Annotated in this window: 14 protein-coding genes; 12 read left to right on the top strand and 2 right to left on the bottom strand. The window is 71.1% G+C overall.

Annotated elements, in window-relative coordinates; all coding sequences use genetic code 11:
• Positions 1-46 precede the first annotated feature (46 nt).
• The 6 genes from AC0KTA_RS08340 to AC0KTA_RS08315 all read left to right on the top strand — a co-directional run bounded on the left by AC0KTA_RS08340 (position 47) and on the right by AC0KTA_RS08315 (position 8864).
• Positions 47-1144 carry a substrate-binding domain-containing protein gene (locus AC0KTA_RS08340; protein WP_481054477.1) on the top strand — a complete coding sequence of 366 codons (1098 nt, stop codon included), beginning with the start codon at positions 47-49 and terminating at the stop codon, positions 1142-1144.
• Positions 1145-1333: 189 nt separating this feature from the next.
• Positions 1334-2134: an ATP-binding cassette domain-containing protein gene (locus AC0KTA_RS08335; protein ID WP_481054476.1), complete on the top strand. Its 801-nt coding sequence runs from the start codon at positions 1334-1336 to the stop codon at positions 2132-2134.
• Positions 2131-3444, top strand: coding sequence for a sugar ABC transporter permease (locus AC0KTA_RS08330; protein WP_481054475.1), 1314 nt, complete (start codon positions 2131-2133; stop codon positions 3442-3444). Before AC0KTA_RS08335 ends, AC0KTA_RS08330 begins: the two co-directional genes overlap by 4 nt.
• A 246-nt stretch (positions 3445-3690) precedes the next feature.
• Positions 3691-5619 carry a 1-deoxy-D-xylulose-5-phosphate synthase gene (dxs, locus tag AC0KTA_RS08325; protein WP_481056354.1) on the top strand — a complete coding sequence of 643 codons (1929 nt, stop codon included), beginning with the start codon at positions 3691-3693 and terminating at the stop codon, positions 5617-5619.
• A 148-nt stretch (positions 5620-5767) separates the two neighbouring features.
• Positions 5768-7291: an amino acid permease gene (locus AC0KTA_RS08320; RefSeq protein WP_481054474.1), complete on the top strand. Its 1524-nt coding sequence runs from the start codon at positions 5768-5770 to the stop codon at positions 7289-7291.
• Between the two features lie 73 nt (positions 7292-7364).
• Positions 7365-8864, top strand: coding sequence for an ArnT family glycosyltransferase (locus tag AC0KTA_RS08315; protein ID WP_481054473.1), 1500 nt, complete (start codon positions 7365-7367; stop codon positions 8862-8864).
• Positions 8865-8937: 73 nt separating this feature from the next.
• On the opposite strand, the gene AC0KTA_RS08310 is transcribed toward AC0KTA_RS08315, so the two are convergent.
• The gene (locus AC0KTA_RS08310) at positions 8938-9873 is read right to left on the bottom strand and encodes a hypothetical protein (RefSeq protein ID WP_481054472.1); all 936 of its coding nucleotides are present in this window, start codon (positions 9871-9873) and stop codon (positions 8938-8940) included.
• An 80-nt stretch (positions 9874-9953) separates the two neighbouring features.
• On the opposite strand from AC0KTA_RS08310, the gene AC0KTA_RS08305 reads away from it, so the two are divergent.
• The 5 genes from AC0KTA_RS08305 to AC0KTA_RS08285 all read left to right on the top strand — a co-directional run bounded on the left by AC0KTA_RS08305 (position 9954) and on the right by AC0KTA_RS08285 (position 16994).
• Entirely contained in the window at positions 9954-11159 is a 1206-nt protein-coding gene (locus AC0KTA_RS08305; protein ID WP_481054471.1) for a CapA family protein, read from the top strand.
• 338 nt (positions 11160-11497) lie between these two features.
• A complete protein-coding gene (locus tag AC0KTA_RS08300) occupies positions 11498-13729 on the top strand; it encodes a HAMP domain-containing protein (RefSeq protein ID WP_481054470.1) in 2232 nt (743 codons plus the stop codon).
• Positions 13730-13735: 6 nt separating this feature from the next.
• Positions 13736-15430 carry a poly-gamma-glutamate synthase PgsB gene (gene pgsB / locus AC0KTA_RS08295; RefSeq protein WP_481054469.1) on the top strand — a complete coding sequence of 565 codons (1695 nt, stop codon included), beginning with the start codon at positions 13736-13738 and terminating at the stop codon, positions 15428-15430.
• Entirely contained in the window at positions 15427-15909 is a 483-nt protein-coding gene (locus AC0KTA_RS08290; RefSeq protein WP_055564848.1) for a poly-gamma-glutamate biosynthesis protein PgsC/CapC, read from the top strand. Before pgsB ends, AC0KTA_RS08290 begins: the two co-directional genes overlap by 4 nt.
• 14 nt (positions 15910-15923) lie before the next feature.
• Entirely contained in the window at positions 15924-16994 is a 1071-nt protein-coding gene (locus AC0KTA_RS08285; protein WP_481054468.1) for a C40 family peptidase, read from the top strand.
• Between the two features lie 500 nt (positions 16995-17494).
• Here AC0KTA_RS08285 and AC0KTA_RS08280 read toward each other — a convergent pair whose 3' ends face one another.
• Positions 17495-17863, bottom strand: coding sequence for an NTP pyrophosphohydrolase (locus AC0KTA_RS08280; RefSeq protein WP_481054467.1), 369 nt, complete (start codon positions 17861-17863; stop codon positions 17495-17497).
• A 126-nt stretch (positions 17864-17989) separates the two neighbouring features.
• Here AC0KTA_RS08280 and AC0KTA_RS08275 point away from each other — a divergent pair, with 126 nt between their 5' ends.
• Positions 17990-19024, top strand: a complete 1035-nt coding sequence (locus AC0KTA_RS08275; protein WP_481056353.1) for a PLL family lectin — start codon at positions 17990-17992, stop codon at positions 19022-19024.
• The last annotated feature ends 75 nt before the right edge of the window (positions 19025-19099 follow it).

The following is a 19099-nucleotide window of genomic DNA, read 5'->3' as shown; positions in this document are numbered from 1 at the left end:
CCACCTCGGCCGCAACGACGCGGCCACGTCAGGGAGGCACCCCCAAATGAACAGAATGACGCGCCGCGTCGGCATAGGCACCGTCACCGTTTCCCTCGCGCTGGCCTTGGCCGCATGCGGTGAGGCCGGTGACGGCGACGACAAGGGCAGTGGCGGCGACGGCAAGACCATCGGTCTGCTGCTGCCGGAGAACAAGACCACGCGTTACGAGACCTTCGACCGCCCCATCATGGAGGCGAAGATCAAGTCGCTGTGCAGCGACTGCGAGGTCAAGTACAACAACGCCGCGCAGGACATCGAGACCCAGAAGAAGCAGTTCGACGCCCTGATCACGCAGGGCGTCAAGGTGATCATCCTGGACGCGGTGGACTACAAGTCCACCAAGGGCTGGGTCGAGCGCGCCGACAAGCAGGGCGTCCAGGTCGTGGCGTACGACCGCCTCGCCGAGGGCCCGCTGGCCGCGTACGTGAGCTACGACAACGAGAAGATCGGTCGGCTCCAGGGCGGCGCCCTGGTCAAGGCGCTCGGCTCGGACGCCAAGAACGCCAACGTCGTCATGATCAACGGCTCGCCGACCGACCCGAACGCCCCGTTCTTCAAGAAGGGCGCCCACTCGGTGCTCGACAAGAACGTGAAGAAGATCGCCTACGAGCAGGACATCCCGGACTGGTCCCCGGACGAGGCCAACAAGAAGATGGCCACCGCCATCGACAAGCTCGGCAAGGACGGCATCGACGGCGTCTACTCCGCCAACGACGGCATGGCCGGCGGCATCATCACCGCCCTCAAGCAGCGCGGCATCGACGTTCCGGTGGGCGGTCAGGACGCCGAACTGGCCGGTGTGCAGCGCCTGTTGAGCGGTGACCAGGCCTTCACGATCTACAAGCAGATCAAGCCGGAGGCCGAGACCACCGCCGAGATCGCGGTGCGGCTGCTCAAGGAAAAGAAGATCGACGACCTCACGGACCGCAAGGTCAACTCGCTGAGCGGCGACTTCAAGGACATCCCCGCCAAGCTCTACGACGCGCAGGCGATCACCAAGGACGAGGTGGCCGACACCATCGTCAAGGACAAGGTGTACAAGGCCGGCGAGATCTGCACGAAGCAGTTCAAGAAGGCCTGCGACGAGGCCGGGATCAAGTAACTCCCGGTCAGGTCACGGGTGTTGACGCGGCCCACGGGCCGCGAGACACCTTCCCCAGCGGTCCGGTGCCCGCCCGCTTCATCCCGCCCCGCAGCCGGAGGGCGGGCACCGGGCACCTTGTTCCTTGTGCTGCCCCGGCACTGCCCGTGGCAGCACAGCACCATCCCCGCCGGTCAGGCGGCGAAGGAGATGATTCACGTGTCCGCTACGCCCGTGCTGGCGTTGCGCGGGGTCTCCAAGCGGTTCGGCGCCGTCCAGGCGCTCACGGACGTAGACCTCGAGATCCACACCGGTGAGGTGGTCGCCCTGGTCGGCGACAACGGCGCCGGCAAGTCCACGCTCGTCAAGACCATTTCCGGGGTCCACCCCATCGATGAGGGCGCCATCGAGTGGGAGGGCCGTACGGTCCGCATCGGCCGCCCGCACGACGCCCAGGACCTCGGCGTCGCCACCGTCTACCAGGACCTCGCGCTCTGCGACAACCTCGACGTCGTCGCCAATCTGTTCCTCGGCAGCGAGCTGAAGAGCGCCACCGTCCTGGACGAGATCAGGATGGAGAAGCGCGCCCGGGAGCTCCTGGACACCCTGTCCATCCGCATCCCGAGCGTCCGCATCCCCGTCGCCGCCCTCTCCGGCGGCCAGCGGCAGGTCGTCGCCATCGCCCGCGCGCTGGTCGGCGACCCCAAGGTCGTCATCCTCGACGAGCCCACCGCCGCCCTCGGCGTCGAGCAGACCGCGCAGGTCCTCGACCTCGTGGAGCGGCTGCGCGAGCGCGGCCACGGCGTGATCCTCATCAGCCACAACATGGCCGACGTGCAGGCCGTCGCCGACCGGGTCGCGGTGCTCCGCCTGGGCCGCAACAACGGCGTCTTCACGGTCGCCGAGACCACCCCCGAAGAAGTCATCGCCGCCATCACGGGCGCCACGGACAACGCCGTGACCCGCCGCAGGGCGCGCACGGCCACGGCACCGAAGGAGGACGCGAAGTGAGCGACCTCGCCAAGACCCCCGACACCCAGGCCCAGGCGGCCACGGGCGGCACCGTGGACGCCGAGCCGTCCGCGACCCCCGGCGCGGTCGTCGACCCCCGCCTCCTCGTGCGCGAGCAGGGCTTCGCCGGCTACTGGACGGAGTTCGTCCGCAAGGTGCGCGGCGGTGAGCTCGGCTCGCTGCCCGTCGTCGTCGGCCTGATCGTCATCGCGCTGGTCTTCCAGCTGCAGAACGACAAGTTCCTGTCCGCGAGCAGCCTCGCCAACATCGCGGTGTTCACCTCCGGCGTCGGCATCATGTCCGTCGGCATCGTCTTCGTGCTGTTGCTCGGCGAGATCGACCTGTCCGTCGGCTCCGTCGCCGGTACGGGCGCCGCCATCTGGGCGGTCCTGAGCGTCACCCACGGGTGGGGCGACTGGCTGTCGGTGTTCGTGGCGGTCGCCGCGGGACTGGTGATCGGCGCCCTGCACGGCTTCTTCTTCGCCAAGATCGGCGTACCGGCCTTCGTGGTCACCCTGGCGGGCTTCCTCGGCTGGAGCGGTCTGCAGATCTGGCTGATGGGCGACGAGGGCAGCATCAACACGCCCACCGGCTCGGTCGTGGAGGACCTCACCACCCACTTCTTCGCCGACAAGGCCGCCGCGTACGGCCTCGCCCTGGTCGCCGTGCTCGCCTACGCGGGCTCCCAGCTCCTGGACTCCCGGCGCCGCAAGGGCGCGGGGCTGCCCTCGCGGCCGCTCAGTGAGATCCTGCTGCGCACCGGCGTCCTGGCGGTCCTCGCCTTCGTCGTGGCGTACTTCCTGAACGAGCCCGAGGGCGCCCGCGGCCTGCCGCTGGCCCTGGTGCTCTTCCTGGCCGTGCTCGTCATCGCCGACTTCGTGGCCCGCCGCACCACCTTCGGCCGCCAGGTCTTCGCGGTCGGCGGCAACGCGGAGGCCGCGCGGCGCGCGGGCATCAACGTGGACCGGATCCGGATCACCGTGTTCGCGATCTCCGGCATGCTCGCCGCCTTCGGCGGGCTCTTCATCGCGAGCCTGTCCGGCGGCGCGACCAAGAGCCTCGGCAGCGGCAACACCCTGATGATCGTGATCGCGGCGGCCGTGATCGGCGGCACCAGCCTCTTCGGCGGCCGCGGCAAGATCTGGTCCGCGATGCTCGGCATGCTGGTGATCCAGTCGATCCAGCAGGGCCTGAACCTGCAGGGCATGCCCAGCGAGATCCAGTACATGATCACCGGCGCGGTGCTGCTCGCCGCCGTCGTGATCGACTCGGTCTCCCGCCGGACCCAGAAGTCCGCAGGCCGCGCCTGATCCCGCGGCCCCGTGCCCGGTACCGGTCCTTCCGGTACCGGGCACAGCCTTGCCACCAGATGGGAACATCCGTTCCCGTGCGACCCCCGGCGCCCCGGGCCCCGCCCGGTCGTACCAGTCGATTTACAGCCGATCGCGTGACGTACGACTCCCGGCCCGGACGCCGCCGTCAGCGGCGGAACATTAGACTCGACTGGCCCGGCAATGCTCGAACAGCGCTACACGCTCTACTGCAAGGAGGCACGGGTGCCGCTGCTGACCCGCATCACGGGACCGCGCGATCTGGACCCGCTCGGCCCGGAACAGCTCACCGAGCTGGCGAACGAGATCCGCGGCTTCCTCGTCGACGCAGTCTCCAAGACCGGCGGCCACCTCGGCCCCAACCTCGGCGTCGTCGAGCTGACCATCGCCCTGCACCGCGTCTTCGACTCCCCGAAGGACAAGGTCCTCTGGGACACCGGCCACCAGGCCTACGTGCACAAGCTGCTCACCGGCCGCCAGGACTTCTCCAAGCTGCGCGGCAAGGGCGGCCTGTCGGGCTACCCCGCGCGCGCCGAGTCCGACCACGACGTGATCGAGAACAGCCACGCCTCCACGGTCCTCGGCTGGGCGGACGGCCTCGCCAAGGCCAACGAGGTGCGCGGCAAGGACGACCACGTCGTCGCCGTCATCGGTGACGGAGCGCTCACCGGCGGCATGGCCTGGGAGGCCCTGAACAACATCGCGGCCGCCAAGGACCGCCCGCTCGTCATCGTCGTCAACGACAACGAGCGGTCGTACGCCCCCACGATCGGCGGCCTCGCCAACCACCTCGCGACCCTGCGCACCACCGACGGATACGAGCGCTTCCTGGCCCGCGGCAAGGACCTCCTGGGGCGCACACCGGTCGTCGGCAAGCCGCTGTACGAGACGCTGCACGGCGCCAAGAAGGGCCTGAAGGACTTCATCGCCCCGCAGGGCATGTTCGAGGACCTCGGCCTGAAGTACGTCGGCCCGATCGACGGCCACGACATGGAGGCCCTGGAGTCCGCCCTGCAGCGCGCCAAGCGCTTCCGCGGCCCGGTCATCGTGCACTGCCTCACCGAGAAGGGCCGCGGCTACCAGCCCGCCGAGGAGGACGAGGCCGACCACTTCCACGGCATCGGCCCGATCCACCCCGACACCGGCCTGCCCATCGCCGCCGGCGGCATGGACTGGACGTCGGTCTTCGGCGAGGAAATGGTCAAGCTCGGCCGCGAGCGCGAGGACATCGTCGCGATCACCGCCGCGATGCTCCAGCCGGTCGGCCTGAAGAAGTTCGCCGAGGAGTTCCCCGACCGGGTCTACGACGTCGGCATCGCCGAGCAGCACGCCGCGGTGAGCGCCGCGGGCCTCGCCACCGGCGGCCTGCACCCCGTCTTCGCCGTGTACGCGACCTTCCTCAACCGCGCCTTCGACCAGCTCCTGATGGACGTGGCCCTGCACAAGTGCGGCGTCACCTTCGTCCTGGACCGGGCCGGGGTCACCGGCTCGGACGGCGCCTCGCACAACGGCATGTGGGACATGTCGATCCTGCAGTGCGTGCCCACCCTGCGGATCGCCGCGCCGCGCGACGCCGACCAGGTCCGCGCTCAGCTGCGCGAGGCCGTCGAGGTCGACGACGCCCCGACCGTCGTGCGCTACTCCAAGGGCGCCGTCGGCCCCGCGGTCAAGGCCGTCGGCACGGTCGGCGGCATGGACGTGCTGCGCAAGGCCCACACCGGCCGGCCGGACGTCCTGCTCGTCTCCGTCGGCGCCCTCGCCCCGATGTGCCTGGAGATCGCCGCCCTGCTCGACAAGCAGGGCATCTCCACGACCGTCGTCGACCCCCGCTGGGTCAAGCCGGTCGACGAGGCGATGGCTCCGCTCGCCGAGCAGCACCGCGTCGTGGTGACCGTCGAGGACAACTCCCGTGCCGGCGGCGTCGGTTCGGCCGTCGCCCAGGCCCTGCGGGACGCGGGCGTGGACGTGCCGCTGCGCGACTTCGGCATCCCGCCGCGCTTCCTCGACCACGCCTCCCGCAAGGAGGTCATGGCGGAGATCGGCCTCACGGCCCCGGACATCGCCCGCCAGGTGACCGGTCTGGTCGCGAAGTTGGACGGCCGCTTCGAACGCGCCGCGACGGCCGTGGACTCCGTGGAGCCCGCGCGCGACTGAGGCAACAGCCGATGTCTCCGGATGGGCCGGTTTCACCACCCTTCACGGTGGTGAAACCGGCCCATTTGCGTGAATCCACCCGCGTCGGGGCATAAGCACTGCGCCCCCTCTCGATCATGTCGAGGACGACAAGCGTGGGAGGTACGCCGTGAGCAGCACCCTCTTCCGGACGAAGAAGGTCGAGCAGTCCATCCTCGACACCGAGGAGCCAGAGCACGCGCTCAAGAAATCCCTGTCCGCTCTGGATCTGACGGTCTTCGGCGTCGGTGTCATCATCGGCACCGGCATCTTCGTCCTCACCGGCACAGTCGCCAAGAACAACGCGGGCCCCTCCGTCGCCCTGGCCTTCGTGGTGGCGGGCGTCGTCTGCGCCCTCGCCGCCCTCTGCTACGCCGAGTTCGCCTCCACGCTCCCGGTGGCGGGATCGGCGTACACCTTCTCGTACGCCTCCCTCGGCGAACTGCCCGCCTGGATCATCGGCTGGGACCTCGTCCTGGAGTTCGCGCTCGGCACGGCGGTGGTCGCCGTCGGCTGGTCGGGGTACGTCGCCTCGCTGCTGGACAACGCGGGCTGGCATCTGCCCGAGGCGCTCAGCAGCAGGGACGCCGCCGACGGCTTCGGCTTCGACATCCTCGCCGCCGCCCTGGTCCTGTTGCTCACCGCCATCCTCGTCCTCGGCATGAAGCTCTCCGCGCGCATCACTTCCCTCGTCGTCGCCATCAAGGTGACCGTCGTCCTCGTCGTGATCGTCGCGGGCGCCTTCTTCATCAAGGGCGACAACTACGACCCGTTCATCCCGAAGTCCCAGGAGGTGGAGGCGGGCGCCAGCCTGGACTCCCCGCTGATCCAGCTGATGTTCGGCTGGGCCCCGGGCAACTTCGGCGTGATGGGCATCTTCACCGCCGCCTCCGTCGTCTTCTTCGCCTTCATCGGCTTCGACGTCGTGGCCACGGCGGCGGAGGAGACCAAGAACCCGCAGCGGGACATGCCGCGCGGCATCCTCGGCTCGCTGCTCATCTGCACCACGCTCTACGTGGCCGTGTCGATCGTCGTCACCGGCATGCAGCACTACAGCGAACTCTCCGTGGACGCCCCGCTCGCCGACGCGTTCAAGGCCACCGGCCACCCCTGGTACGCGGGCTTCATCAGCTTCGGCGCCGCCGTCGGCCTGACCACGGTCTGTATGATCCTGCTGCTCGGCCAGACCCGGGTGTTCTTCGCGATGAGCCGCGACGGACTGCTCCCGCGCTTCTTCTCCCGCGTGCACCCGCGCTTCAAGACCCCGCACCGGCCGACCATCCTGCTCGGCGTGATCATCGCGGTCCTGGCCGGCTTCACCCCGCTGAGCGAACTCGCGGAGCTGGTGAACATCGGCACCCTGTTCGCCTTCGTGATCGTCGCGGTCGGCGTGGTCGTCCTCCGCAGGACCCGGCCCGACCTGCACCGCTCCTTCCGCACTCCGTGGGTGCCCGTCCTGCCGATCCTGTCCGTCGGTGCCTCGCTGTGGCTGATGCTCAACCTGCCCGCCGAGACCTGGGTCCGCTTCGGCGCCTGGATGGCCGTCGGCGTCGTCGTCTACTTCCTCTACAGCCGCTCGCACAGCCGCCTCGGGCGGCACGAGGAGACGACGGTGGGTCAGGTCCTGCGCCCGCCGGGCCGCGACAGCGAGTAGTCGAGCCATCAAGCACTTCGGCCCCGTATGTTCCGTTTCGACGCGAACTGCGGGGCCGGATAGCGTGCTGGCCATGCTCGTCGAGCCCGTCGCGCCCCTCGCGTCACCACGCTCCGTATCCGCCGCGGCCGCCCCCGGATACTGGCCCCGGCTGCTTCCCGCGCTCGCCGTGCTGGCCTGCGCCACCCGCCTGCCCTCGTTCGTACGCCCGCTGTGGAACCCCGACGAGGGCTATCTCGCCGTCCAGGCCCGCCTGTTGGGACACGGCGGTGAGCTGTACGAGACGGTGGTCGACCGCAAGCCGCCGCTGGTGCCCTGGCTGTACCAGGCGGCCTTCGCGGTCTGCGGGGACGAGTCGCTGACGGGCGCCCGGGTCCTGGCCGTCGGCGCGCAGGTCCTCACGGCGGCCCTGCTCGCCTCGCTGGCCCGGCGCCGCTGGGGCGACGGCGCGGGCCGCACGGCCGGTGTCCTGTACCTCCTCGCCTCCGTCGGGCTCAACCCCGAGGACGCCCAGGCCGCCACCTTCGAGGTCTTCATGCTGCCGTGCACGGCCGCCGCCATGTGGGCCGCGGACCGGCGCCGTTGGGGCCTCGCGGGGGCGGCGGTGGCATGCGCGTTCCTGGCCAAGCAGACCGGGGGAGCGGTGCTGGTGCCGGTGGTGTGGCTGCTGTGGCGGGCTGGCGGCGACGGGCGGTGCGGGGGCGCGCGGTGCTCCGGTGGGCGGTGGGGGGACGTGCTGCGTCTTGTGGCCGGGGTGGTCGGGCCCGTCCTCGCGGCCGCCGCGCTCACGGATCCGGCGGGCTTCGTGTTCTGGACCCTCACCGGGTCGGGCGCGTACGTGTCCTTCACCGGCTCCGAACTCCACGTGCTCTTCCGCGGGTTGGCGAACACCGCCCTCCTCGGCGTGGCCTGCGCGGGGATCCTGCCGCCGGTCGTGCGGGTGCTGCGGCTCGCCCGGACCGGCGCGGCGGACCTGTGGCTGTGGCTGTGCGCCTCGGCGGCCGCGGTCGCGCTCGGCTTCCACTTCTTCGGCCACTACTTCCTGCAACTCACGCCGCCGCTCGCCCTGTTGGGCACGGCCGCGCTGCAGATCCTGCCCGCCGAGCGGACGGCGAAGGCGGTCCTCGCCTCCGCCTGCGCCTGCTCGCTGTTCGTGGCCTGGGGCCTGCTCGCGCCGCGCCCCGAGCTGGCCCACGCCCAGCGCCTCGCCGACGCCGTCCGGACCCGTACGGAGCCCGGCGACCGCGTCCTGTTCTGGGGCATGCACCCCGAGACGTACTGGTTCGCCGACCGCACCCCCGCCACCCGCTACCTGACCGCCGGGCTCCTGACGAACTACAGCGGCGGCCGCAACGGCCCCCGCGTGGGCGAGCGGTACGCCGTGGACGGCGCCTGGGACGTCTTCCGCGCCGAACTGGCGGCCCGCCCGCCCGCGGTCGTCGTCGACGACTCCCGCGGCAAGCCGTACGGACCCGAGCGGATCCCGGGCTTCCGCCGGGTGCTGAGCGGCGGGGGGTACGAGGCGGTGGGGTCGGTGGGCGGGGCGGTGGTGTACGTGAAGGGAGAGGGGTAGCGGCAGGGGCGGGCAGGGCGTACGGGAGGGGTGTACGCGCCCTCCGGGGCCCGGGGCCCGGAGCCCGGGGCGCCTACATGCGGCGCCAGTCCCGCGTGACCGTCGTCATCGCCGCCACCGCCGCCTTCATGTGCTGCCGCCGGTCACGGATCTTGGGGGCGAACTCGACGTGCAGGAACTCCGTGTCCTGCGCGGTGGCGTTGCGGCCCTGGACGTTCTTGCGGCCTTCGAGGGGGCAGGACCGGGCCCAGGCGCGGCACACGTCGTAGCCGCGCCGGCGCAGCGCGTCCGCGAGGTCGCGGCCCTCCCGCACGGCCTCCCGGCCCTTGCCCGTGGAAGCGACCACGTCATGCCTGGGCGCGGAGCCGTCCGCCATGCCGTGCACCTGGATGCCGGGCACGCCCCGCTTCGCCAACTCGTCGCAGATGGCGTGGAACACGCTCTTCCGGCGGTGCGCCACGTCCGCCTCGTCGCCGCGCCCCGCTTTGCGATGTGCCCCCGCAATGACCATGACGCCGCCGGAGGAGCGGCTGAGCAGCGCGGCCCCGAGCCGCTCGGTGTTGCGGTCGGCGACCGGGTGCGGCACCTGCACGGACCAGCGGATCGGGGAGTCGAGGTCCACATAGACACGGCCCCAGCCGCGCGGCGCCGCGGCGTCCTCGGAGCGGTCGGACACCTCGGCGTAGCGCCGCCCGGTGCCCGAGTCGGTGACCGTGCGCACCTGGAAGTCGACGTCCGCCAGGCGGCGTTCGGCCCGGGAGCGGTGGCGGTCCAGGAGCAGGCCCACGCCGTCGGCGACGGTGCGCCGCTCGGAGCGCGAGGGGCGGCGATAGCCGCTGTCCTCGGAGAAGCCCGCGGTGTATCCGGTGACCAGTTCCTCCAGGCCGGCCGACCGGTCGCCCGACGAGGACGGCGGGCGGTCGTCGTCGGGCGGCGAGGTGCACTGGGTGAGGCTCAGCACGCCCGCCGTGACGACGGCGAGTGCCGTGAGCCGCTTGGGCCGCCGCACGCCAAGCACCCTGCGTCGCTTTGCGATTGTTATCGACCGAATTGGAGGGAGAGTCATGGTTGTATAAAGATAGCCCCGTGATGACACGTCCTTCTCGCAGGCTCATAGCGGCCTGCGCCGCCTCGCTCGCCCTGCTCGCAGGCGCCACCGCCTGCGGCCCGTTCGGCGACGACGGCGAGGCCGCCGACGACGGCGGCCCCACCTTCACCGTCGCCGCCGCCGGCGACATCCTCATCCATCCCGAACTCACCGAGCAGGCGCGCAAGGACGCGAAGGCGACCGGCAAGGGTGAGCAGGGGATCGACTTCGGCCCGATGATGGCCGGCATCAAGCCGGTGATCAGCAAGGCCGACCTCGGGATCTGCCACTTCGAGCCGGTGGTCGGCGCGCCGGGCGGGCCGTTCCAGGGCTTCCCCGACTTCATCGTGCCGCCGCAGATCACCACAGCGATCAAGGGTGTCGGCTACGACCAGTGCTCCAGCGTCTCGAACCACGCCCTCGACCACGGCCCCGCCGGTGTCACCCGCACCCTCGACGCCCTCGACAAGGCGGGGCTGCGCCACACCGGAACGGCACGTAACAAGGCAGAGGCAGACAAACCACTCATCACCAATGTGAAGGGCGTCAAGGTCGCCCAAATCGCCTTCACCTTGGGCTTCAACGGGCGCCAAGTCCCCAAGGACAAGCCCTGGCTCGCCAACCTCACCGACTTCGACGCGATCGCCGCCGCCGAGAAGAAGGCCCGCGCCGCGGGCGCCGACGTCGTGATCCTGAGCATCCACTGGGGCAAGGAGCACCAGCCCAACGCCGCCGCCCAACAGGTCGAACTCGGCCGCCGGATCGCCAAGGAGACCGGCATCAACCTCGTGATCGGCCACCACGCCCACGTCGTGCAGCCGATGGAGAAGGTCGACGGCACCTGGATCGCGTACGGACTCGGCAACCAGATCGCCCGGCACGACAGGCCCAGCGGACTGACCGAGGAGGGCGTCATCGGCTGGTTCGAGTTCCACAAGCGCGGCGGAAAGTGGGACGTCGACGCCAAGTACGTGCCCACGTTCACGGAAATTCCGCCGGAGCCGGAGGAGGACGGCGCCGCCCTGCCCAAGGGCGCGGTCAAGAACCACCGGCTGCTCGACGTGGCCACCGCGCTGCGCACCGGCGACGGCCTCACCGATCAGCAGCGCTCCCGCTACCGCCTCGCCTTCGAGCGCACCGAGGGCACCCTGCTCAACCGCGGCGCGAGCAAGGACGGCCTCGAGCCCCTGGAGAAGCTGCCGGACTGAGAACCGCCGCCGGACCGAGAACTGTTGGCCGGGGCGAGAACGCCTGGAGAACTCCAGGTGGCGCATTCATGGCCCTCGCGAGGTCCACGAAAAGGATCTTTGACGTAGCTCACATCCGGCTGCTTTCGTACATCCTTCCGGGCCCGTCATGGGTCATGACCTTCCAGATCGCACCCGTGTGCCCGCTCGTGCCGGGGGTGCGTCACCCCTGCCCGCAGCACCGCCCACGTCATTCCCGCGTCATTCCCGTGTCACCACGCGTGTCACGCCAGGAGAGGAGCACCCCCTTGGCCGCTTCGACCACGAAGCGGCGGCACAAGGTCCGCCGAAGGACCGACATGTCACTCATCGGAGGCATCCGGCCCCCGATCGCCGTGCTGTCGGTCCTGCTCCTTGCCCTGGCGGGCGTCACCGCCCTCACCCTCGGCCGCGTCGGCCAGGAAGCCGTCCCCAAGGCGGTCAAGTCGTCCCAGCAGCACTTCGCCGAGGACGGCGCCATCGCCCTGCGCGCCTCCATCGACGAGAGCGTCACCGACCTCACCCGGACCGCCGACCTGTTCAACGCGGCCGACCCGGTGCCCGCCGACGCCGTACTCGACAAGATCGGCAGCGTCTACCAGAAGTGGATGGGCACCGCCGTCGTCGAGATCCGCTCGGGCAAGCTCATGGCCGCCCGCGGTGAGAACGTCCCGCTGGCCGCGATCGACCGCTCGAAGCTGAGCGGCGACCACGGGCTCGACCCGCGCATGGTGCGCCTGGAGAACGGCGAGACCCGTCTCCTCGCGTTCTCCGTGCTCGCCTGGAAGGGCCAGCCGCAGCAGCTCCTTGTCGCCTCCAGCAGCCTGCGCTTCCCCGGCATCAGCCTCGGCAACTTCCGCTCCATCGCCGTCGTCGGCGACGACGGCAAGGTGCTGAGCACCGACGGCATCCCCGAGCCGGAGCAGGTCAGCACCGAGGAGGAGCGCGCGGAGATCAAGGCCTCCAACGCGCAGCTCAAGGCCTTCGCCGAGACCGCCGCGAAGAAGTCCCGCAGCCACCCGCTGCTGTCCAAGGAGCCCGGCTCCGGCGGCTATCTCGGCGTCAGCGGCCATCTGATCGGCGACCGTCACCTCGGTGAGCGGTCCGTCGCCGGCTATGCCTCGCTCGCCGCCCCCGAGGCCGGCGAGTCCACCGTGGCCACCCGGCTCGGCCTCAGCGTCGTCGCCATGGTCCCGGTCGCCGAGGACCCCGAGCGGAGCACCAGTTCCGCCTTCGGTCTGCTCGCCGCGGGCGCGCTGCTGCTCATCGGCGGCGTGACCGTCTTCCTGCTCCTGCGCACCGTGCAGCGCCCGCTGATCCGGCTGTTCCTGGAGAGCCGCAGGCTCACCCGCGGCGACCTCAGCAGGCCGGTGTCCGTGCCCAAGTACGGCGAGGCCGCCCGCATCGGCGCCGCCCTGGAGCGACTGCGCCGCCAACTGGTCGGCGAACCCGCCGCGAAGGCCAGGCCCGCCGGGCGCCGGAAGCTCGGCATCCGGACCCTGGTCGCGGTCGCCGGTGTGCTGCTGCTCGCCTGGTCGGCGCCGCTGTTGCTGCTGCTCAACCGCGCGGGCGACACCGTCCAGGTGCCGCAGCAGATGGTCAACGACCAGCGTGAGCGCACCGACACGCTCTCCGACCGGGTCCGCCGCGCCCTCAACGAGGGCCACGCCGACCTCACCTCGGTCGCCTCCCTCATGGGCGCCAAGACCGAGGCCTCGGACATGAACAAGGTCCTCAAGAGCACCCTGAACCAGCACTCGCGCTACCGCTCGCTGTACGTCCTCGACAACGACGGCAAGGTCCTCGCCGAGGCTGGCGGCGACCCGCGCGCCGCCGGCGACGAGCCGTCCGACCAGCCGGTCCGCGTGATCGACGAGGACGGCAAGGAGCCGGTGATCATCGGCACCGCCGAGGTGCCGGGCCGCCAAGGGGCCGCCGTGGTGGGCGAGTTCCGCATCGAGTTCCTCAACTCCATGCTCAAGCGCCCCGGCCTCGGCGAGGTCCGGGTCGTCGACAAGGACCGCAAGATCATCGGTGGCAACACCGGCTACCGCGAGTTCCAGGGGCTGCCGAGCGGCCGCCTCGACGGGCTCGTCGAGGGCACCGGCCAGAAGGTCGGCGGCAAGCCGCGGCCCAGCGGCGTGCTGTACCGCGACGGCGACGACATCCAGATCGCGGCCGCCGCCCCGTTCGCCGGCGGCGGCGCGGCCGAGAAGCTCGGCTGGTCCGTGGTGAGCTGGCAGCCCGCCTCCGCGCTCGCCATCCCCGAATACACCCTGCAGAACCGCACGGTCCTCGCGGGCATGCTCGGCATCACGGCGGCCGCGGCCTGCCTCGGCTGGCTGCACATCGTCGTGGTCCGGCCGCTGCGCAAGCTCGCCGACCAGGCGGAGGCGCTGGCCGACGGCGACCGCAAGACCGTCCTGTACCCGGTCCACCACGACGAGGTCGGCGCCGTCACCCGCAGCCTCGAACTGATCAGGCAGCAGCTGCCGTCCGGCGCGCAGCGCAAGCGGGACGGCGCGAGCGCCGGTCTCGCCGGAAGGAACTGAACCGCCGTGCTCTTCCTCTACACCGTCCTGGTGGTGTGCTGCGCCGTCCTGCTGGTCGCGGGCGTGATCGAGCAGCGGCGGCACTTCACCAACCTGGAACACATACCGTCGCGGGTGCTGGTCAACGGCATCCGCGGCAAGAGCTCCATCACCCGCCTGTGCGCGGGCGCGCTGCGCGGCGGCGATCTGACCACGGTCGCCAAGACCACCGGCACCGCCGCCCGGTTCATCCACCCGGACGCCACCGAGGAGCCGGTCTACCGCAAGTTCGGCATCGCCAACGTCGTCGAGCAGATCGGCATCGTGCGGCGCGCGGCGGCGTACAACCCGGACGCCCTGGTCATCGAGTGCATGGCGGTCATGCCGGCGCTCCAGGAGATCAACCAGTCCAAGCTGATCCGCTCCACCATCGGCGTGCTCTGCAACGTCCGTGAGGACCACCTCGCCGAGATGGGGCCCACCCTCGACGACGTCGCGCGCTCGCTGTCCCGCTCCATGCCGGAGAACGGCATCTGCGTGACCGCCGAGAAGGACCGCTTCGCGATCCTCAAGGAGGAGGCCGACGCGCGGAACTGCGAGCTGATCTACGCCGACCCCGAGACGGTGACCGACGACGAGCTGCGCGGCTTCAGCTGGTTCACCTTCAAGGAGAACGTGGCGATCGCGCTGAAGGTCGCCGAACTCCTCGGCGTCGGCCGCGAGGTCGCCCTCCAGGGCATGTACGACGCGCCGCCGGACCCCGGTGTCCTCTCCGTCGAGCGGTACGTCACCGAGGAGGGCAAGAAGCTCCGCTTCGCCAACGTCTTCGCGGCCAACGACCCCGAGTCGACGCTGATGAACATCAACCAGCTCCTCGACCTCGGCGCCATCCACCGCCCGCTGAACGTCGTCATCAACTGCCGCCCCGACCGCGTCGAGCGCAACGGCCAGATGGGCGAGATCATCCCGGACCTGCAGCCGGACAAGGTCTTCGTCATCGGCCACCCCGCCAAGTCCGCCATCGACGCCATCCCCGCGGACTGGCGCTCGCGCGCCGTGGACCTCGGCGGCGACCGGCGCGACCCCGAGGAGTTCATGGGCCAGCTGCTCGGGCAGCTGGGCGCGGACTCCTCGCTCGTCGCCATCGGCAACATCCACGGCCAGGGCGAGGTGCTCCTGGAGCACCTCGCCGAACTGCCCGCCGACGAGAGCGAGGACCCCGCGGCCGCGACCGCCCCGGCCGGGGCCACGCCCGCCGAGACGACGGGCGGCCACCACCTGTACGAACCGCACATCGACCCCTACCAGCACTATCCGGAGGCGTACGAGACGCGGTACACGCAGACGGGATCGCTCCAGGTGGTCCCGGCGCCGCAGGTGCCGGTGCAGCACTACCCGGCGTACGACGGCCATGCCGCTCAGGATCCGTACGCGGCGCAGGGTGCGTACCAGGGCCAGGGTTCGTACGTCGCCCAGGATCCGTACGCGGCTCAGGATCCGTACGTCGCTCAGGATTCGTACGCGGTACAGCAGGAGTCGGCCTACGGGGCGCAGGCTCCATACGACGCGTACGCCCAGCAGCACCAGCACCAGCACCAGCACCAGCCCCAGACCCCGCCCCAACCCCCCGCCCCCCGCGGCCTGTTCGAGCCGCGCGTCCCGCCCGCCCCGCCCGCCGCGGATGAAACCCAGCAGTGGCACAGCCCAGGAGAGCAGCGTTGATCCCGTCCGTCCTCACCCCCGAGATCGCCGCGGTCGGCATCGCGCTCGGGCTGCTGTTCTCGCTCGTCTGCTATCTGACGACGAACCTGTCGCCCGGCGGCATGATCACGCCGGGCTGGCTCGCGCTGACCCTCGTCGAGGACCTCCAGCGCGCCGCCATGGTGGTCGGCGTCACCGTCCTGACGTACGTCTGCACGCTGTTGATGCAGCGCTTCGTCATCCTCTACGGCAAGCGCCTGTTCGCCGCGGTCGTGCTGACCGGTGTGGTGCTGCAGGCCACCGTGATGATCGTGCTCTCGCTCGAGTTCCCGCTGATGTACAGCAACCAGACCCTCGGCTTCATCGTGCCGGGCCTGATCGCCTACCAGCTGGTGCGTCAGCCCAAGGGCCCCACCCTGCTCGCCACGGGCTCGGTGACCCTCATGGCCTATGTCGTCCTCACGGCCGGGATCCTCCTCGGCTTCATGCCGTCCGCCTGAATCCGGAGTCACTCATGCCGCCCAAGAAGAAACGCCCCGCAGTCCACGCCGTCACCGTCCTCGCCCTGCTCGCGGGCAGCACCTACCTGACCGTCGAACTGCGCAAGGACGAGCAGGACAAGGCGCCCAAGGTGCAGGCCGTCACCGACACCCCCGACCTGACCAACGGCACCGGGCAGGCCGACGGGAAGCAGAAGTGGGAGCGGCTGCGCAATCCCGACCGCTCCGTGCTGCGCACCGAGGACGGCAAGGTCCTCGCCACCTTCACGGACGGCGCCCGCACCGCGACCCTCTCCGGGCCGAGCCGCACCTTCGCCGAGCCCACCACCACCAAGTCCAAGGTCGTCACCGACAACTGGGTGCGGCTGATGCCGGAGATCTGGCGCAAGGGCGCGGAGAAGGAGAAGTGGTTCAAGGACTGGTTCAAGGAGTTCGCCGGCAGCGAGGAGGACGACATCTTCGCGATGGCGTTCCAGTACGTGGAGGGGGCGCCGGTCAAGAAGGACGACGAAGGCATCTCCTACGCCGGTGACGCCAGCTTCGGGCCGCTGAATCCCCATGGCAGCGAGGGCAACGACCTGCGCGAGGAGCAGTCCGACTTCTACGACTACCTCGGCATTCCGTACACCTTCCGGGACGGTACGACGATGCAGCCCGAGACGAAGCGGGCGCGGGCCATCGACTGCTCCGGCTTCATCCGGACCGTGTTCGGGTACCGGGCCCGCTATCCGCTGATGGCCTCCGACGTCGCCGGGGACGGGCTGCCCCGTACTGCCAACGGCATGGCCCGGGGCAAGGTGGGGACCCCCGTCATTCCCCTGAAGGGCGTGGGTGCCACCGACCGGCCGAAGACCATCGACGTCGTTCAGCCCGGTGACCTGGTCTTCTTCAAGCTCGACGCGCGTACGAAGCAGCGGCTCGACCATGTGGGGATTTTCCTCGGGCATGACGCCGAGGGGCACAAGATCTTCATCTCCAGCCGTGAGGAGGTCAACGGGCCCACGATTGGGGACAAGGGCGGTACGTCCCGCCTGGACGGGAACGGGTACTACGCCTCGGCGTTGCGCAGCGCGAAGCGGCTTTAGCCTGCGGCTCGGTGGGGGGATGATCCTGTCCCGCCGCTCCGCGGCGGAAATCTCCCACCCGCCCGCCCGTTTCCAGCACACCGGCAGGCTCGGGCCGCAAACGTGGGCACCGCCCACTCGCTGCCCGGGCAGTCCGAAATTCCGGTGCCACAGCGGCTAGTTCAGCGTCCGACCGCTGTGGGGGGGGCGGGCGTCCCCCGGCCCGGTCGCTTCCGCTCCCGCTTCCGCTCCCGCTTCCGCTCCCGCTTCCGCTCCCGCTTCCGCTCCCGCTTCCGCTCCCGCTTCCGCTCCCGCTTCCGCTCCCGCTTCCGCTCCCGCTCCCGCTTCTGCTTCCGCTGTGAGCAGCTTGGCTGGGCGGGGCCCCGGTCCCGCTTCCGCTTCCGCTCCCTGCTGTGGGCAGCTGGGCCGCCAGGGGCGGCACGGGTGGGCACAGCCCAGGTCGACGGTGCCCGTTACGACGGCCTCGCACCGGCCCGGTGCAAGGGTGCGGTCAGGGCTGCCTAGCCCCGGACTGCCCGGGGGCCCACGTACTGGGCGCCCAATACGGACACGCGGCGGCGCAGCTCGCGGTCGGCGGTGACGACTACGCAGGGGCCGGGCACCTCGGCGACGAGCTCCACGATGCGGTCGTCGCCGCTGGCGGGGGCGGAGTCGACTCGTACGCCGGGGACGGAGTCGACGCCCCGAGCCTCGCCCTCGACGACGAGGACCACGTCGAGGGGCCCGGGGAGATCGGGGAGCCCGCCCGCGGCGAGCGGCACGAGATGGTCCCGGAGCCGCTCCGCGGCACCCCGCCGGTCCCGCCACCACCCGTCCGGCACCGAGCCCACGACATTCGCGGCGTCCACGACGAGGGTCACAGTCTGCATACGGCCAAGCCTCGCACGCCCGGGTGCACCCACCCCCACCTCGCCCATTAGAGTTGCCAGGACCGACGTCCCACATCCCGGAAGCCCCGGAACCGCCGCATGCCCCCAGCCCCCACCTCTCCGACCGTGAACGGCGACTGGCTCATACGCGCACGCGACGGCAGGCTCGCCGTCTACGCCTGCGAGAGCGACGCCGTGGTGTGCCGCACGCAGCGGCGCCCGGGCGGCCCCTGGACGGAACCCCGCCCCGTCGGGGGCGACCAGCGCGTCCACCCGGTCCTCGCCGTCGGCCAGGGCACCGACGCGTACGCCCACCTGGTGTCGTGGCGCCCCACCGTCCCCGGCGAGTCCGGCCTGGTGCACTCCACCCACTTCCAGCCGCACCTCACCGCCCTCGACTGGAACCCCCTCGGCCACCCCAACAAGAAGGGCGACCGCACCGGCCTCCCGGCCGTGACCGTCGACGCCCAGGGCCGCGCCCACGTCTTCGTGCCCAACCGGGGCGGCGGCGTCAGCATGCGGGGCCAGAAGGAGAAGGGCGGCTGGGGCCCCTGGCGCGATCTCAAGGGCACCGGCGTGCGCGGCCCCCTCGCCGTGGCGACGGCCGAGTCCGGCCTGGTCACGGCGTACGCGACGACACCGGACGGCATCCTGCGCTGGCGCCAGGCCTCGCCCGGCGCCATCCCCGCCCTGGACGAGGCGCCCCTCGCGGTGAAGGCCCGCCCCGGCACCCTGCGCGCCCTCGCCACCTCCGCCGAACACCTCACCCTCTTCTTCACGGACGAGGCCGGCGAGCTGTGCGCGTGGAGGGGGACGGCGGACGACGAGCCTGTGCGCGTCCTGACGGCAGCGGGCCCTGGACCGGTCTCGGCGGTCCGCTGCGAACTCGACGGCCACGACTGCACGTTGCTCGCCCAGCGCGCCGACAGCGGCCGCGTCGCCTTCGCCGCCTACCCCACCGAGCTGGAGTCGGCCGGCGCCTGGTGGACCGAGTCGGGCCCCGCCCTGCCGGTGGACGCCCGCGTCGCCCTCGCCGAGGACGCGGCCGGCCGGGTCGTCGCGGCGACCTTCGTGCCCGGCACGGGCGCACTCCGTCTGACCCACCGCAAGGACGAACCGGGCCTCGCTCTCAAGGCCTGGGAGCAGGCGGCCTCCGTATAGCCGACGGTTTTCCGTATGGCCGACGGCAGTCCGGCCCCCGCACATGCCGGTGCCCGGCACGCCACGCGGCGTACC

The sequence above is a fragment of the Streptomyces sp. Y309 genome (genome assembly GCF_056712025.1).
The sequence above is the reverse complement of the archived record's forward strand: the minus strand, read 5'-3'. Positions and strand labels throughout refer to the sequence as shown.

Excerpts from the sequence above, each read along its gene's own strand:
- AC0KTA_RS08340 (WP_481054477.1), top strand. The coding sequence starts at position 47 with ATGAACAGAATGACGCGCCGCGTCGGCATAGGCACCGTCACCGTTTCC.
- AC0KTA_RS08335 (WP_481054476.1), top strand. The coding sequence starts at position 1,334 with ATGATTCACGTGTCCGCTACGCCCGTGCTGGCGTTGCGCGGGGTCTCC.
- AC0KTA_RS08315 (WP_481054473.1), top strand. The coding sequence starts at position 7,365 with ATGCTCGTCGAGCCCGTCGCGCCCCTCGCGTCACCACGCTCCGTATCC.
- AC0KTA_RS08305 (WP_481054471.1), top strand. The coding sequence starts at position 9,954 with ATGACACGTCCTTCTCGCAGGCTCATAGCGGCCTGCGCCGCCTCGCTC.
- AC0KTA_RS08300 (WP_481054470.1), top strand. The coding sequence starts at position 11,498 with ATGTCACTCATCGGAGGCATCCGGCCCCCGATCGCCGTGCTGTCGGTC.
- AC0KTA_RS08285 (WP_481054468.1), top strand. The coding sequence starts at position 15,924 with ATGCCGCCCAAGAAGAAACGCCCCGCAGTCCACGCCGTCACCGTCCTC.
- AC0KTA_RS08280 (WP_481054467.1), bottom strand. The coding sequence starts at position 17,863 with ATGCAGACTGTGACCCTCGTCGTGGACGCCGCGAATGTCGTGGGCTCG.